This window comes from Nitrobacter sp. TKz-YC02 (assembly GCF_049852135.1).
Lineage (GTDB): Bacteria > Pseudomonadota > Alphaproteobacteria > Rhizobiales > Xanthobacteraceae > Nitrobacter > Nitrobacter vulgaris.
This window is the reverse complement of the sequence record NZ_CP180728.1, coordinates 2857917-2872150: the sequence shown is the minus strand read 5'-3', so window position 1 is coordinate 2872150 and position 14234 is coordinate 2857917. Positions and strand designations below refer to the sequence as shown.

Sequence of the window (14234 nt, the reverse complement as noted above, 5' to 3'; positions counted from 1 at the left end):
CGAAGCAGGGTGAAAGAATCGAACAAGGAAACGGGAATTGAAACAAAGCGCTCCGCTATTGTTGAGTTTTAACGGCGGATATGTCGACACCGCCGGTTTTCTGGCGCTGCATGGGCTGTTCGCGGCCCACGTTACGGGCAACTTCGTGACGTTTGGCGCTGCGATGGTGGAGGGCACGTCAGGCGCATTCGCCAAGCTACTTGCGCTGCCAGTCTTCTGCGCGACGATTGTCCTCGCTCGTGTCATCGCGGTTCACCTAGGCGCGTCGGGCCCCCGGGCATTGAAAACGATGCTCCTGGTCAAGGTGCTGCTGCTAGCCGTCGCCGCCAGCTTTGCTTTGGCCTGGGGGCCGTTTCCCGATGGCGACAGTGGGCGCGCCATCCTCACCGGCATGATTCTGGTGTGCGCGATGGCGATCCAGAATGCCGCGCATCGCGTCTACCTCCCAAAAGCCCCTCCCTCCACGCTGATGACCGGAACGACGACACAGGTCATGCTCGATTTGGCCGACCTTCTGTCCGGGGCCGCGTCGCAACAGCAGCGCTCTGATATTCGAGGACGGCTCCGGAAGATGGTGCCGAACATTGTCGCTTTTGCTGCCGGATGTGGCGTAGCGGCCCTCATTTTCATCGGGTTTGGCCTGCGGGCCTTTCTTCTCCCGCCCCTGGTAGCGATCGCGATCGTCACCGCGATCCACCTGTCTGCCGATCCCGAGATCGCCTGAGATTTACGAAAGCCGAAGGTTTGCTGATATGAGCTGGAATCCAAGTCTTGAGCCGCATTGCCCCGAAGCGGGCGAGCTCGACGCGATTGAAACGCAAATCATTCCCCGCGCGCGAGACCTGGGCTGTTTCGAAGTCCGTCGCGCGCTGCCAGCGCCGACGCGCCAGATGATTGGGCCGTTCATCTTCTTCGACCAGATGGGGCCGGCCGAGTTTCTCACCGGCGGCGGGATCGATGTGCGGCCCCACCCGCATATCGGGCTGGCAACGGTGACCTATCTTTACAACGGCGAGTTTCAGCACCGTGACTCGCTTGGCACGAACCAGATGATCTATCCGGGCGAGGTGAACTGGATGATCGCCGGCCGCGGTGTGACCCACTCGGAGCGCACCAGCGCAAGCACACGTGCTGGCAAGAACGGCCTGTTTGGCATTCAGACATGGGTGGCTCTGCCGGAGGGTGCTGAAGAAACCGATGCGAGCTTCGAGCATCGTGGCAAGGATGCGCTTCCTCTGCTGGAGGGTGAGGGCAAGCAAGTGCGCCTGATCCTGGGATCGGCCTGGGGCGCAAAGGCACCGGTCAAGACCTTCAGCGAGATGTTCTACGCCGATGTGGTGCTCGAAGCCGGCGCCAGCCTGCCTCTTCCTGACGACCACGAGGACCGTGGACTTTACATCACCGAAGGTTCGATTGAGGTCGCCGGCGAGCCGTTCGAGAGCGGCCGGATGATGGTCTTCAGACCCGGCGACGCGATCACGGTGCGCGCCGGGCCGCGCGGGGCAAGACTGATGCTGCTGGGCGGCGAAACCCTGAACGGCCCGCGCTATGTCTGGTGGAATTTCGTCGCCTCATCGCAAGAGAAAATTGATGCAGCGAAGGAAGCCTGGGCGAAAGGGGACTGGGCTCACGGTCGCTTCCATCTACCACCGGATGACAATCAGGAGTTCATCCCGCTTCCGAACTGAGGGCTAATCCGCGTGACTCTGAGCTGGTGCACGCTTCAAAAGAAAAAGGGCACGGAATGCTGAATAAATTTCGCGGCAAAGGCAATTCACTGGTGCTGGCGTTCATTTCCGGATTCGCCGACGCGCTGTTCTTCATACATCTGGGCGGACTGTTCGTCGGTCTGGTGACCGGCAATGTCATCCTCATCGGGTTGGGCCTGGTCGGGCATGCGAAGGGCGGCCTCCGCGGTCTTCAGATCATGACGTTCCCGCTCTTTATGCTAGGTGCGGGGCTCGCGGCAATGATGGTCGCCTGGATTAAGCCGCTCGAGCGCGCGACCTTCTGGACGCTCGTTCTTTCAGCCTGTTCTTTCACGATCTCCGCCGGCCTTGCCATCACCAAGGCCGGGCCTGATACCGCCTGCGCGCTCTTCGCTGTCGCCGCAATGGGGATGCTGACGGCGATCGAACGGCTCGACCCCCGGCTCGGCCCGCCGTTTTCCTTGATGACCGGCAATATCGCAGGTCTTGCGGTCGCGGCCGCGCGTCGCCTGATCGGTTACAGGGAAAGTTCCGGGGAATGGGGCCAATCTCTGACGGCGATCATTCTTGTCGTCGGCTTTGTAGCGGGCTGTGGCGCAGGCGCGTTCGCGCAAACGACAGTGGGCGTTGCCGGCATGCTTTTCCCTGCCGTGCTTCTGTTCCTGATCGCTTCCTTCTATTCGCCTGAGACGGCGCAAAAGTCAGGCTAAGTAGGTGGCTGTGATCCAGAATCCCGCCGGTGTCGCCATCGCTGTCGGCGGGCCCGCGAAGAGCGGCAGGCTAACATGGCTCGGATAGCATACTTCCGATTGCCAGCGCGCGATCGCGACGAGGCCAATCGTGGTTCCACCTCCCTCGAATTGATGTTCGACCTCGCAACCGTTGTGGCTGTGGCCGCCGCGGCGCATGGATTGGCGCAGGATGTCAGTGGCGACCGTCCCGCGCTCGGTGCGATCCGGTTTGTGTCGAGCTTCTTCATGGCCTGGCTAGCCTGGATGAACTACACATGGTTCGCATCCGGATACGACAATAAGTCGATCGCATTTCGTGCCTTGTCGATGGTCATCATATTCGGGTCGCTCACGCTTGCCGGAGGGATCCAGAATTCCCATGGCGATCAGCCTATCTGGCTGGCGCTCGTCGGTTTCACCATTATGCGGCTGGGCATGATTGCCCTTTGGCTGGGCGCGGCAAATGGAGATCCAGATCGGCGTCCGACAGCCCTGCGTTATGCGGGCGGGATCGGCGTCATGCAATTCTATTGGTACGGCCTGATCCTCGTTCTTCCTCCACAGGCAGCGCTCTACCTTCCCCTTTTTGCGCTCGGCGCTGCTGGTGAACTGGCGATCCCGGTGCTGGCAGAGTGGAAGACCACGTCCAATTGGCACCACGACCACATCGTCGATAGATATAATATGTTCAATATTATTGTGCTGGGCGAATGCTTCGCATCCATTGCAATGATCATCGCCGATGCCGGCGTGCCGAATCTCCGACACTTCTGGCTGGCAGTTCTGTGCTTCGCCATCGCGTTTTCGATGTGGGGCCTTTATTTCGACCGGAAGGAACAGCTTCTTGGCCGCAAGCTCGGCAACGTACTCCTTTGGGCCTATGGTCACTATATTCTGTTTGCGGCTGGCGCCGCGACGGCTGCGGGATTTGCGGTCTCCCTGGACGTAGTCCACGGCGGCTCACCCGTTTCAGAACAGGTCGCGGCTCTCGCCATCGGCGTTCCGATTACGCTTTACCTCTCGGCGCTGTGGCTTGTTCGCGATCGCACCTCCAGACGCGTTCCTCAGCACTGGCTTTTGTTGGGGGTGGCGGCGCTGATCCTCGGCAGCAGCGCTTTCTCAGACCACGCACTGGAATTGGTTACGGCCTTGTTGGTCGTCGCTGTGATGGTTCGACGGCGACTGCATCCGGCACGTGAACGCAAATTTTCAGGCACTTCGGAATGATAATCGTAGGCCTTGACTACGGTCGCGCAGGCCAAATGACGTTGGGCGAAGTCACCGGCGGTTCGCCTTACGGCCCAACCACGATTGCCGGCGGCGATGGATCGCGCAGGCCCACTGAGAACGAGTTCAATGGTGCCCGATACCAAGGGCGCAAGATCGCTGAGACGGCGAGCAAACTTTGGGACTGATCGAGGTCCGCCATCTTCGATATCTCTTGGCTGCGGCCGAACATGGCAGCTTCAGAAAGGCTGCGGCTGCACTTGGCATTCAGGAATCGGCGGTTAGAAGCGGCAAAGACGCAGCGACAACGCTAGAAGCCGCCGAATTGATCGCCGGTTGTAGGGACGGCGGCAAGTGACACCTGTTGTTGCGCGATTTAATTCGTCCGATTGGCATAGCAGAGCCTGGTCCGGATTGGCGGGACCAAACCGAGGTTGAGGTACCGCTTTCAAACTGGCTCAGACGCTATACTCGCGATCGGCTTTTTTCGGTTGTCTTTTTGGCGCTACTGCCGGCATCTGCAGCGATCTGCCCCCTGTGCCGATTCACGTTCAGGCAATTATCAGAGCAACATGCCCAATCCTGCCATTGCCACCAAGGGACAAAATTCCGCTATCGCTCCGACAGCCCAATCAGTTCTCCATTCCGTGTTCGGCCTGCGTGCCTTTCGCGGCGCCCAGGAGGAAATCGTCCGGCACGTGACGGCAGGCGGCGATTGCCTGGTGCTGATGCCAACCGGCGGAGGCAAGTCGCTATGTTACCAGTTGCCGTCGTTGTTGCGTGAAGGTTGCGGCGTCGTGGTGTCGCCGCTGATTGCGCTAATGCGCGACCAGGTCGCCGGCTTGCTCGAGGCGGGCGTCAAGGCGGCGGTTCTGAACTCGACGCTGTCGTGGGATGAGGCGTCCGAGATCGAGCAGCGTCTGCTCGCGGGCGGGCTCGATTTGCTTTATATCGCGCCGGAACGGCTGCTGACGCCACGCTGCCTCGCCGTCCTGAGCCGCGCGCGGCTAGCGTTGTTCGCCATCGACGAGGCCCATTGCGTATCGCAATGGGGGCACGACTTTCGGCCCGAATACATTGGACTGTCGCTGCTCGCGGAACGCTTTCCAAAGGTACCGCGCATCGCACTGACTGCGACCGCAGATAATCTCACTCGGCGCGAGATTGTTGATCGACTAGTGCTCAATGGCGCGCCGAGCTTCGTGGCCAGTTTCGACCGACCCAATATTCAGTATGAGATCATCGACAAGAAAAACGCTCAGACGCAACTCAAGGCGTTCATCACCGAACGTCATGCCGGCGATGCCGGCATCGTTTATTGCCTGTCGCGCGCCAAGGTCGAGGATACCGCCGCCGCGCTAACCAAAGCCGGCATTGCGGCACTGCCCTATCACGCGGGCCTGGATTCAGATTTGCGTGCCCGCAATCAGGATCGTTTCCTCAACGAAGACGGCATCGTCATCGTCGCCACCGTAGCGTTCGGCATGGGGATCGATAAGCCGGACGTGCGGTTCGTTGCGCATCTTGATCTGCCCAAGAACATCGAGGCCTATTATCAGGAAACCGGACGCGCCGGACGTGACGGCAAACCCGCCGATGCATGGATGACGTATGGCCTCGCGGATATCGTGCAGCAGCGGCGCATGATCGATGAGTCGCAAGGGGCGGAAGCGTTCAAGCGGGTGTCGCTCGATAAACTCAACGCGCTGGTTGGCTTGGCCGAAACCACCCATTGCCGGCGAACTCGCCTGCTAGGTTATTTTGGTGAAAAGCTGGAGGCTTCCAAGTGTGGCAACTGCGATAACTGCCTGTCGCCACCCAAGGTTCGCGACGGCAGCGTCATCGCGCAAAAGCTCTTGTCCTCTGTCTATCGAACCGGCGAGCGCTTCGGCGCTGCCCATCTCATCGACATTCTGACCGGCCGTGAGACGGATCGCGTCAAGCAGTTCGGGCATCACCAGTTGTCGGTATTCGGGATCGGCGCTAACCTCAATGACAGTCAGTGGCGCGCAGCTTTGCGCCAGGTGGTCGCGCTGGGTCATCTCAGGCCAGACAGCGAGGCTTTCGGTGCATTCAAGCTAACAGAGTCATCGCGCGATGTCTTGAAAGGCATCACCGCAGTGATGCTGCGCGAGGAACCCGCGGATGCCGCCGGCCAACGGGGCGCGTCCAAATCGAAGCGGGGGGTGAAGTTTGCCGCAATCTCGCGCGAGGCGCCCTCGCAATCCACCGGTCTCCTCGGCGCTTTGCGCGCCTGGCGTTCAGAGATGGCCCGCAAGCACGGCGTGCCCGCCTATGTTGTCTTAAACGATGCGACTTTGGAAGGCATCGCGACAACGAGTCCGCGCACCCACGCTCAATTGCGCGCCATCGCTGGGATCGGCGACAAGAAGCTCGAACGCTACGGCGATGCGCTGATCGCGTTGGTGGCCTCGAAGGCTCACTGCGCCTCAAGGGCGACGCAAGGTCGAGCGGCTGCTTCCGGAGATTTTGGCGGACGAAGGTAACGGTCTTGGACCGCGTCTTCGGCGGCTACTTGCGGACATGCGCGAGGAATGGCGGGACATCGACCGGCGCATATTGGAGTTCGACCAAGAGCTTCTGGAGCGGGCGCGGGCAACGGAGACGACCCGTCGGTTGATGGGGATTCCGGGGGTCGGGCTCCTTACGGCGACAGCTCTTGTGGCAGCGGTCGGCAATGCCCGCACGTTCACCCGTGGCCGAGACCTCGCGGCGTGGCTGGGATTGGTACCGCGCCAGGCAACGACCGGTGGAAAACCAAAGCTGCTCGGCATCAGCAGACGCGGCAACGTATATCTGCGGACGCTGTTGATCCATGGGGCACGCACCGCCCTGCCAGGGCTCGCCAAGAGCGAGACCCCGCTCGGGCGTTGGCTCAGAGGTCTGCTCGAGCGGACACACCGCAACGTCGTGATCGTGGCATTGGCAAATAAACTCTCGCGCATTGCATGGGCGGTCCTCGCACGTGACCGCCACTATGTCGCCATTGAAGTTGCAGGTGACTGAGCGGCACTCACGCTCACACACCACGCAAAGGATTCAACCTTATCCCTGCTCCATTGTACCTTGGGCCAATAGTTGGCCGTCACCACCCTTGATATCGATTTTCCATCAAAGCAAACGGGGGAGAGAGGCGATGAAAGAAACGCAGGAGACTGCGATCAAATCGATCGACGCGGCAGCGCGGTGGCCCGTCCTGGTTGGAACGTTGTTGACCATGAGCGTTTCGCTTCTATCGCCGGCGAGCGCACAGAGCGACGATGCCGAGAAGATCTTGAAGGGGATGGCCGATTACGTAGCCGGCCAGAAGGCTCTGAACGTAACCTACGATTCCGACGTCGAAGTGATTACCTCCAATCTTCAGAAGATCCAGTTCACCAGCTCCGGCCAGGTGCAATTGAGCCGACCGGACAAGCTCCGCGTCAGGCGCACTGGCGGCTATCGCGACGTGGAGATCGTGTTCGATGGCAAGATGCTTACGGTGAACAACAAGGACGACAAGGACTATGCTCAGATCGAGACCACAGGCACCACCGAGGAATTGATCGATGTGCTACGTGAAAAGCACGGCGTGGTAGCTCCTGGCGCCGATTTGCTGCTGACCAACGTATTCAACGTCATGATGGCGGACGTGGTCGACGCCGCCGTGATCGGCAAGGGCGTTATCGACGGCGTTGAATGCGATCATCTGGCGTTTCGCAACGTCGACACCGACTGGCAGATCTGGATCGAAACGGGCGCGAAGCCGATCCCGCGAAAGTATATCATCACCAGCAAGGGTGTCGCGGAAGCGCCGCAATACACGCTACGGATCAAGGACTGGAAGACGGACGTTGCAGCTGATGCCTTTGCATTCAAGCCGGACTCTACATCCAAGAAGATCACGCTCGGCGAACTCGGCGACATCGACGAAGTACCTCATGGCGCCGCTAAGGCAGGAGCAAGGAAATGACCCGCAAATTGGCCGCTCTCGTCCGTCTTTCGATCGGCACCGTGCTTGGCGCCGCCGTGCTGTCGTGGAATGGGCAACTGCCCGTCGATCCCCAAGCGTCGCTGGTGTCCGCAGCTGAGGCCCGCATAGGCCGTCCGCTGACGCCAATGAGCTATGCCGGTGTTGCCAGGCGAACCACTCGCCGGGCCGTGGCAGTCGGGTCGGTAGCTGCGGGTACGGCGGCTGTCGTGGCTGCGCCCGTGGTGGTCACGCCCGCTTGCACGCAGGTCGTGGACGCCTACGGGCGGGTCGCCACCGTTTGCCGGTAAGTTGGCCGCATGGCTCACCCGGCGTTGTCCTGAAGCCCACCAGTTGCGAGGACCGTGTCACCACACCCGGCGTCGGCGCTGGTGCAACAACTGAGCAACGGCGCGTATGGGCTACAAGTTTTGATGACTGCTGCGATCGGTATCTTGCCCGCCGGCGAGAGACTGTTCGAGTCCAGTAGCGAGAGGGCCAGACATGTCAGTGACAACAAGGATAGTTTCGTCACCGAGAATGCCCCACGTGAGCGCAGCGTTGCTAACGGCGTTCCTGCTTTCGACAGCGCCCGCCTCGGCGCAGGGCAACACGGTTCGTCAGGGGGTATTGACCTGCCGGATATCGGCGAGTGTCGGCCTCCTCGTTGGATCGCGCCAGCGGCTCCGTTGTCAGTTCAGATCGGAGAGCGGCCGGACCCAGAAATACATCGGCACTATCGGCCGCCTCGGGTTCGATATCGGGTTTACTGCCGGCGGCGTAATGGCGTGGGCGGTGCTGGCGAGCACCACTATTCCATCTGGTGCGCTGGCGGGAGAATTCGTCGGCGCCAGCGGCGACATTTCGGCCGGTCTTGGCGTTGGCGCCAACCTGCTGGTCGGCGGCACGCGCAAATCGGTTTCGCTGCAGCCGTTGTCGGTGGAAGGACAGGTCGGCGTCAATCTCGCGCTCGGCGTCGCTCGCATGAAACTCAAGCCAATCAATTGAATACCGAAGCCAGGCAACGAAAGGATTTATCCAAATGATTGCGAAAAAACTCATCTTGTCTTGCGTTGCGTTTCTTGTTGCTGCGCCGGCCGTGGCTCAGGTCGAACTCAACACCTACGCGGATCAAGACGGGCATCTCGACGTTCAGAAGCTGACCTGCGCACAACTGGCGGGCACGTTCCAGGAAGATGCCGACTATTTGGCTGCCTGGTATAGCGGTTGGTACAATGGCCTCGCCAAGAAGCACATGGTGAATGTCACCCGCGCAAAGGCGCTGCAGCACGAAGTCATTGTTTATTGCAAGGCCAATCCAGGCAAAAAAGTCATCGAAGCCATCGACGTGGTGTTCAAAGAGTACAGGAGTCAGAACAACATCAAGATGAAAAAATAGTCGCAGCTTAAGAGGTAGCAGCCGAGACCTCCTCGTTTCCTCGACCGACTGGTCCGCTTCGCGCAGATGTAACAACAGGTGCGGAAACTTGGGGGGCGAGCAAATCGTTAGGAGACTTTGTAAGCCACTGGAGGCCAGAACGGTTACCTCGCAAGTTGCTCGCGCAAGACGGCATTCCGACAATGACTCCGCAGGGATCGCGGAGGTAAAAATCTAAAGTGATCGCCGTCGATTCTCGCGGCAGATCGGATACTGAACTAGCCGTTGCTGTCTCTTTCAGAGGAAAATGTCATGAGAAGATTTTTTCTAAACGCAGCTTTTGTTGCCTTGCTTGTTGGCGTAGTCGGCTTTAGCGCGCCATTGCGGGCCGAAACTGGTCAGGTTTCCGTCGTATTCACAAAAGGAGGATTCATCGTCGGGGCCGGGGGTGGCGAAGGTGTCCTTACCTTCAAGGGCAGGCGCTATCCATTCACCGTTTCGGGCATGAGTATCGGATTTACGATCGGAGCCTCGACGACCAAGCTGGTTGGACGAGCTCTCAATCTGAATAGCCTGGCTGCGTTTCAGGGCAACTACAGCGCGATTGGAGCTGGCGGTGCAGTTGCGGCCGGGGCGGGAGGCGTTCAATTGCAGAATGCCAATGGCGTAATCCTGCAGCTTAGCGGCCCCAAGGTCGGCGCTGAAGTGTCGGCTGCAGTAGGCGGGGTAACGGTGAGGTTTAAATAAGCGTGATGCGGCCAGGTCGCACGGTGCGCTTGATGCTCACACGTGCGACGGGTCCGCTTCGTGCAGATGCGACAACTTTGCGGGACTTGGGGTTAAACGTGTGCGGCGCTAAGCAGTCACGGGTTGCGAGAGAATCGTTAGGATACTTTGCAAGCCATTGTTCGTCTCGGGGAATTTAAGAACAGCAGCATCGGTGCTACTCGGTGGTGGGGAGTCAGTTGTCATGTCGAGGTGGAGTGGCGGTCGTACGCTAGGCGCAGTCGCCATTCTATTCTCATTCCTTTTAGCTGGTTGTGCTGCCAGACTTGGTTCGGAGGCTCTGACGCCGGTGGCGGCCTCGGTTGGCGGGAAGACTATGCAAATTTACGTGGCAACTACGCGCGAACGCGATTTGTCACAAAACGCGTTCACCGCGAACCTTGCCAATGCACTCAACTTTGCAAGGTTTTCCGTCTCAGTTCCCCCTAACCACAAGTCCGGCAACATTGAAATGCCGACCGCAACTCCAGATCCAGAAAGAGACTTTGCTGTCGTTGATCGGGCCGCACTTAGCGAATCTGAGTTTCGTCAAGCTGTTACTCATCAGAACCATACCCACCGTAAAAAGCACAAAGTTTTTGTTTTCGTGCACGGGTTCAACAACACCTTTCAAGAGTCACTGTTCCGAATCACGCAATTACAAGCGGACATGAAGATCGACGGAATTCCGATACTGTTCGCGTGGCCATCGCAAGGTCGGGTAGGGGCTTATGAAATAGACAAGCAATCGGCAAACTATTCTCGCGACTATCTGATGGCTCTCCTAACGATGCTTAGCAGTAATTCCGAGGTCAGCGACATTATGGTGGTAGCCCACAGCATGGGCGCCATGTTGACCGTTGAAGCTCTGCGCCAGCTTCGTATCGAAGGCAAGGGCCGGGTGATCGCCAGGCTAAGCCGGGTGGTGCTCGCGGCACCCGACATCAATGCAAGAACGTTCCGTACCAACGTGCAAGCTATCGGTCCGCTAAAGCCACCTTTGCTTGTCCTGGTTTCCAAGGATGATGGTGCGCTTCGAGCCTCTAGTTTTCTTGATGGTGGTATTGCTCGTGCGGGAGACATCGATGTCGACAATCCCATTGTGCGCGAGGCTGCCCTGAAAGAGAAGGTTCAAGTCGTCGATATTTCGAGGCTCGCAAAACACGATGACCTCGGGCATGATCGGTTTGTAAGTGTTGCCGTGCTATATTCAAGGTCGCACGAGAAAGCCTTGCGATACCGCAACACTGCTGGCACGTTCATCTTTACCGATGATGACACGTTCATACGGCCAGTCGACATTGGAGATCGGGTGGCTCAATGATCGGCTCGCGACGTTAAAAGTATCGTGAAATGCACGATCAGAACATTTTGGCCTGCCCCTATGAGGTGGTCCGGTTTCAGTCTTAATGCATGATGGGCTTGGAGCTGCCCCGTTTTGTGGTCCAGATGTCAGGCAATTTCTCGAGCTGTTTGAGTTTGTCGTGCGAACTCGTTCGGCGTCAAGTTGCCGAGCGAGGTGTGGGGCCGATCATTGTTGTAGTGGCACCTCCATTCCTCGATCCGTTCGATAGCGTCGGCCATCGACAGGAACTGGAGCTGCCCCGTTTTGTGGTCCAGATGTCAGGCAATTTCTCGAGCTGTTTGAGTTTGTCGTGCGAACTCGTTCGGCGTCAAGTTGCCGAGCGAGGTGTGGGGCCGATCATTGTTGTAGTGGCACCTCCATTCCTCGATCCGTTCGATAGCGTCGGCCATCGACAGGAACCATGAGGCATGTCATTCGGCATGCAAAATTTGCGAGCCGATTGACAGCCGAGGCAGGTGCTAATCCTTTATTAAGCATACGCGGCCACGATTATCACAGGCCGCGACGGCACCGGATTCTTGAGCCGGCAGTCGCATCGAAAGGTCGGCGGCGTCACGCCCGCCGACCTTTTCGATTCCGATCGGACATGCGCGCGAAGGGAGCCGGATATGCAGACGTTCGAAACGACCCAACGCTCTGAAGCAAGACGTTGTCGGGCTGCTCAGTTCAGGGGAATACCAACGCGAATGAGCCTGTCGGGTGTGTCCGTGACTGGCCTGGTCCACTCCGTCCGAGAAGACGCCGTGAGCGAGCCCAAGAAGTGGATCATCAAGATCGTACTGCCAAAGGATTGGCATCATCGACCAGAACCGGGTTTGTAAATCCGAACTGCGAGATTGCTCGTGCTAGTTGGTCGATCTGCTTCTTGGAGTGGGTTCGAGGATTGCTCTTGCGCGGATTGAGGGCTGCGATGTCCTGATAAACGATTGAAAGGGGCGTTTCGATTTTGCTAGTTGCGTCCACCTTAAGTCTCCATTTCCATTCGGAGACTTGCTTAGATTTGCAATAGGCCGGGTTCATTCACAAAAAGGGCGGCGCAATTTTCGTGAAGAGACAAGGTTCAAAAATGACCGCCAATCCATATGCCGAAGCCGGCGCGCGGTGACAATCCTTGCTGCACGCTCATGAGGTGGTCCAACCCACCACTCGCTTTCGCTGACTGGGTGGGCAGCCAGTTCGGCCCTGCAACCAATCGGTTCAACGGGACATAGCCGGCATCATGTTAATTGATGAAAGATCGGGACGGGGATGGTCTGCCCGTCTGTGCGAAACCCTGTCGGCGGGGGAGCTTCCTTCGCGCCATCGAGGTGGCAAGACCAAACGGAGGTATCGCTCGTCAGATCGGATCGAGACCTAGCACTTCGAACTGACGATCCCATTCGGCTGGGAGCTCGCGAAGCTGTTCGAGACCGATGCCGCGTGGTAACCGACCTTCGACGGCAGCCTTGGTGAGTGCGGGAGAGAGGAAGGTCAGCGATAGCGTCATGTTGACGTGGCGCAGGCTGCATCGCTCGCGCGTCGCGATCGCTTGGGCATCAGATGATGAATCGGTGATGAGTTCGTCAAGCCAGCGGCGGCCGCGGGCAATCGCTGTGACCAACGTGGCGCGTCGCTCCAGCTTCATCGGGCGGAGCGGACGTTTTGCGGAGGTTGGGCGCAGGACTGATCGCGCTCGTTTGGAGGGTGGCTTAGGCGCTCCGAAAATCCAATCGAGCCCCAAAATGCATCCGGCGCCGCCACTTTCTGCGGCTCGACCAAAGTAGACGTGACGGGCGAAGTTCATGCGGCTTTCGCAGCGGACGAATGCTGCGGCGTAGGTGCCCGCGGTCTGTTCCTTCACGCCGCCGCCGGGATGCGAGACGACGATGGCGGGATAGCTTTTCTTCTCGTCGAAGCCCGCGGGGAAGTTGATCAATCGTCTCGATTGCATTGCGTTTGAACCCGTCCGCATTCAGACCTTTGCGTTAGCGGGAGCGTGAAGCCGAGCCGCCATGCGGTCCATTGCGTTGAGAGCCTGCGCGACCAGGTCGCCCGGCACATGGATCATAATCCGGGCGATTGGTCGGTCGAATAATTGTTCGGAGAAATCGGAGCCTGCGAATGTTCCAGGGCCAAGTTCGGCGCCTTACTCAAACAAGCTGTTCACCCTGTGTGTACCGAAAACTCAAACACGGGCGTAGCGATGATGAAGTCCACCCAGGATGGCGCGTGAACTGATCACACCGGTTCGCTGAACCGGGCGAGAAACCGGCGCATCCTTGTTTAGGGATCGATGCGTTCTGACACGGTTGTAATATTTGGCATAAGATTTGAGTATCCGGCGCAGATGCGCCTCGCCCAGGAAAATGATGTGGTCCACACACTCACGCCGGATCGATCCGATCAGCCGTTCGGCAAAGCCATTTTGCCAAGGTGAAGCGGGTGCGGTGGGCTTGTCCCGGATGCCCATGGCGCGCAATCGGCGGGTGACGACCGCGCCATAGATTTGATCCCGATCTCGGATCAGGTATTTTGGGGCATTATCCCAGGGGAAGGCCTCCGTGATCTGACGCGCAATCCACTCCGCTGTCGGGTTTGTTGTGACGTTGATCCAGACGAGGTCTCTGCGATCGAGCCGGACGATGACGAAGGCATAGAGCAGGTCGAAACCGATCGTCGGGACACCGAACAAGTCCATAGCGGCAATATCCGGCGCGTGATTACGCAGAAAAGTCCGCCACCCTTGGCTTAGCGGTCCTGGCCGTTTGACCATGTACTTGGCGACGCTTGATTGAGCGACATCAAACCCAAGCTTGAGCAGTTCGCCGTGGATGCGGGGCGCGCCCCAAAGCGGATTTTCGACGCTCATCCGCCGGATCAATACGCGTAGCTCCGCGTCGATCCGCGGGCGCCCTCCCTGCGGGCGCGACTTCCAACGCCAATAGCGGCGAAAGCCAGCCCGATGCCAACGCACGAGCGTCTCGGGCCGGATGATGGTGAGAACCTTCAGGATCGACGGAACCAGCGATACAGCTGGATAAAGAATCAGCGATCGCTATTTGCGAGTCGCACACGGCCACGCAACTTGCGCCGCAAAACAATCAACTGA

At 58.9% G+C, this 14234-nt stretch carries 16 protein-coding genes and 3 pseudogenes; 14 read left to right on the top strand and 5 right to left on the bottom strand.

Translation table 11 applies throughout. The features are described 5' to 3' along the window. Nucleotides 1–37: 37 nt before the first annotated feature. The 14 genes and pseudogenes from ACM561_RS13730 to ACM561_RS13665 all read left to right on the top strand — a co-directional run bounded on the left by ACM561_RS13730 (nt 38) and on the right by ACM561_RS13665 (nt 11104). Entirely contained in the window at nt 38–724 is a 687-nt protein-coding gene (locus ACM561_RS13730; protein WP_425905696.1) for a YoaK family protein, read from the top strand. A gap of 28 nt (nt 725–752) precedes the next feature. After that, nucleotides 753–1688 carry a pirin family protein gene (locus ACM561_RS13725; RefSeq protein ID WP_425905695.1) on the top strand — a complete coding sequence of 312 codons (936 nt, stop codon included), beginning with the start codon at nt 753–755 and terminating at the stop codon, nt 1686–1688. A gap of 56 nt (nt 1689–1744) precedes the next feature. Then, nucleotides 1745–2419 (top strand): YoaK family protein, encoded by a 675-nt coding sequence (locus ACM561_RS13720; protein WP_425905693.1) that lies wholly within the window; start codon nt 1745–1747, stop codon nt 2417–2419. 75 nt (nt 2420–2494) lie between these two features. Further along, nucleotides 2495–3667, top strand: coding sequence for a low temperature requirement protein A (locus ACM561_RS13715; protein WP_425905691.1), 1173 nt, complete (start codon nt 2495–2497; stop codon nt 3665–3667). Next, nucleotides 3655–3855: pseudogene (locus ACM561_RS13710) on the top strand (NAD(P)H:quinone oxidoreductase); the annotation flags it as partial. The gene ACM561_RS13715 and the pseudogene ACM561_RS13710, both read left to right, overlap by 13 nt. Next, nucleotides 3846–4025 (top strand): LysR family transcriptional regulator, encoded by a 180-nt coding sequence (locus ACM561_RS13705; protein WP_425905689.1) that lies wholly within the window; start codon nt 3846–3848, stop codon nt 4023–4025. The pseudogene ACM561_RS13710 and the gene ACM561_RS13705, both read left to right, overlap by 10 nt. Nucleotides 4026–4239: 214 nt before the next feature. After that, nucleotides 4240–6174: a DNA helicase RecQ gene (gene recQ, locus ACM561_RS13700; RefSeq protein WP_425905688.1), complete on the top strand. Its 1935-nt coding sequence runs from the start codon at nt 4240–4242 to the stop codon at nt 6172–6174. After that, nucleotides 6158–6694, top strand: coding sequence for an IS110 family transposase (locus tag ACM561_RS13695; protein ID WP_425905686.1), 537 nt, complete (start codon nt 6158–6160; stop codon nt 6692–6694). The genes recQ and ACM561_RS13695 overlap by 17 nt, the downstream gene beginning before the upstream one ends. Before the next feature lie 130 nt (nt 6695–6824). Next, nucleotides 6825–7640: a DUF2092 domain-containing protein gene (locus ACM561_RS13690; RefSeq protein ID WP_425905684.1), complete on the top strand. Its 816-nt coding sequence runs from the start codon at nt 6825–6827 to the stop codon at nt 7638–7640. Continuing rightward, nucleotides 7637–7948 carry a hypothetical protein gene (locus tag ACM561_RS13685; RefSeq protein ID WP_425905683.1) on the top strand — a complete coding sequence of 104 codons (312 nt, stop codon included), beginning with the start codon at nt 7637–7639 and terminating at the stop codon, nt 7946–7948. Before ACM561_RS13690 ends, ACM561_RS13685 begins: the two co-directional genes overlap by 4 nt. Before the next feature lie 238 nt (nt 7949–8186). Beyond that, nucleotides 8187–8645 carry a DUF992 domain-containing protein gene (locus tag ACM561_RS13680; RefSeq protein ID WP_425905682.1) on the top strand — a complete coding sequence of 153 codons (459 nt, stop codon included), beginning with the start codon at nt 8187–8189 and terminating at the stop codon, nt 8643–8645. A gap of 34 nt (nt 8646–8679) precedes the next feature. Further along, nucleotides 8680–9036 carry an HdeA/HdeB family chaperone gene (locus ACM561_RS13675; protein WP_425905680.1) on the top strand — a complete coding sequence of 119 codons (357 nt, stop codon included), beginning with the start codon at nt 8680–8682 and terminating at the stop codon, nt 9034–9036. Nucleotides 9037–9327: 291 nt separating this feature from the next. After that, nucleotides 9328–9762 carry a hypothetical protein gene (locus ACM561_RS13670; protein WP_425905678.1) on the top strand — a complete coding sequence of 145 codons (435 nt, stop codon included), beginning with the start codon at nt 9328–9330 and terminating at the stop codon, nt 9760–9762. 223 nt (nt 9763–9985) lie between these two features. Next, a complete protein-coding gene (locus tag ACM561_RS13665) occupies nt 9986–11104 on the top strand; it encodes an alpha/beta hydrolase (protein WP_425905677.1) in 1119 nt (372 codons plus the stop codon). Between the two features lie 128 nt (nt 11105–11232). On the opposite strand, the pseudogene ACM561_RS13660 reads toward ACM561_RS13665, so the two are convergent. The 5 genes and pseudogenes from ACM561_RS13660 to ACM561_RS13640 all read right to left on the bottom strand — a co-directional run. After that, a pseudogene (locus ACM561_RS13660) lies at nt 11233–11373 on the bottom strand (integrase core domain-containing protein); the annotation flags it as partial. A 30-nt stretch (nt 11374–11403) separates the two neighbouring features. Then, nucleotides 11404–11556, bottom strand: a pseudogene (locus ACM561_RS13655) (integrase core domain-containing protein); the annotation flags it as partial. Between the two features lie 358 nt (nt 11557–11914). Next, entirely contained in the window at nt 11915–12166 is a 252-nt protein-coding gene (locus tag ACM561_RS13650) for a ParB N-terminal domain-containing protein (RefSeq protein ID WP_425905675.1), read from the bottom strand. 316 nt (nt 12167–12482) lie between these two features. Beyond that, nucleotides 12483–13076 (bottom strand): hypothetical protein, encoded by a 594-nt coding sequence (locus tag ACM561_RS13645; protein ID WP_425909751.1) that lies wholly within the window; start codon nt 13074–13076, stop codon nt 12483–12485. A gap of 234 nt (nt 13077–13310) precedes the next feature. After that, nucleotides 13311–13994 (bottom strand): integrase core domain-containing protein, encoded by a 684-nt coding sequence (locus tag ACM561_RS13640; protein ID WP_425905673.1) that lies wholly within the window; start codon nt 13992–13994, stop codon nt 13311–13313. Nucleotides 13995–14234 lie beyond the last annotated feature (240 nt).

Excerpts from the sequence above, each read along its gene's own strand:
- ACM561_RS13725 (WP_425905695.1), top strand. The coding sequence starts at position 753 with ATGAGCTGGAATCCAAGTCTTGAGCCGCATTGCCCCGAAGCGGGCGAG.
- ACM561_RS13720 (WP_425905693.1), top strand. The coding sequence starts at position 1,745 with ATGCTGAATAAATTTCGCGGCAAAGGCAATTCACTGGTGCTGGCGTTC.
- ACM561_RS13715 (WP_425905691.1), top strand. The coding sequence starts at position 2,495 with ATGGCTCGGATAGCATACTTCCGATTGCCAGCGCGCGATCGCGACGAG.
- recQ (WP_425905688.1), top strand. The coding sequence starts at position 4,240 with ATGCCCAATCCTGCCATTGCCACCAAGGGACAAAATTCCGCTATCGCT.
- ACM561_RS13690 (WP_425905684.1), top strand. The coding sequence starts at position 6,825 with ATGAAAGAAACGCAGGAGACTGCGATCAAATCGATCGACGCGGCAGCG.
- ACM561_RS13685 (WP_425905683.1), top strand. The coding sequence starts at position 7,637 with ATGACCCGCAAATTGGCCGCTCTCGTCCGTCTTTCGATCGGCACCGTG.
- ACM561_RS13675 (WP_425905680.1), top strand. The coding sequence starts at position 8,680 with ATGATTGCGAAAAAACTCATCTTGTCTTGCGTTGCGTTTCTTGTTGCT.
- ACM561_RS13670 (WP_425905678.1), top strand. The coding sequence starts at position 9,328 with ATGAGAAGATTTTTTCTAAACGCAGCTTTTGTTGCCTTGCTTGTTGGC.
- ACM561_RS13665 (WP_425905677.1), top strand. The coding sequence starts at position 9,986 with ATGTCGAGGTGGAGTGGCGGTCGTACGCTAGGCGCAGTCGCCATTCTA.
- ACM561_RS13650 (WP_425905675.1), bottom strand. The coding sequence starts at position 12,166 with ATGAACCCGGCCTATTGCAAATCTAAGCAAGTCTCCGAATGGAAATGG.
- ACM561_RS13645 (WP_425909751.1), bottom strand. The coding sequence starts at position 13,076 with ATGCAATCGAGACGATTGATCAACTTCCCCGCGGGCTTCGACGAGAAG.
- ACM561_RS13640 (WP_425905673.1), bottom strand. The coding sequence starts at position 13,994 with ATGAGCGTCGAAAATCCGCTTTGGGGCGCGCCCCGCATCCACGGCGAA.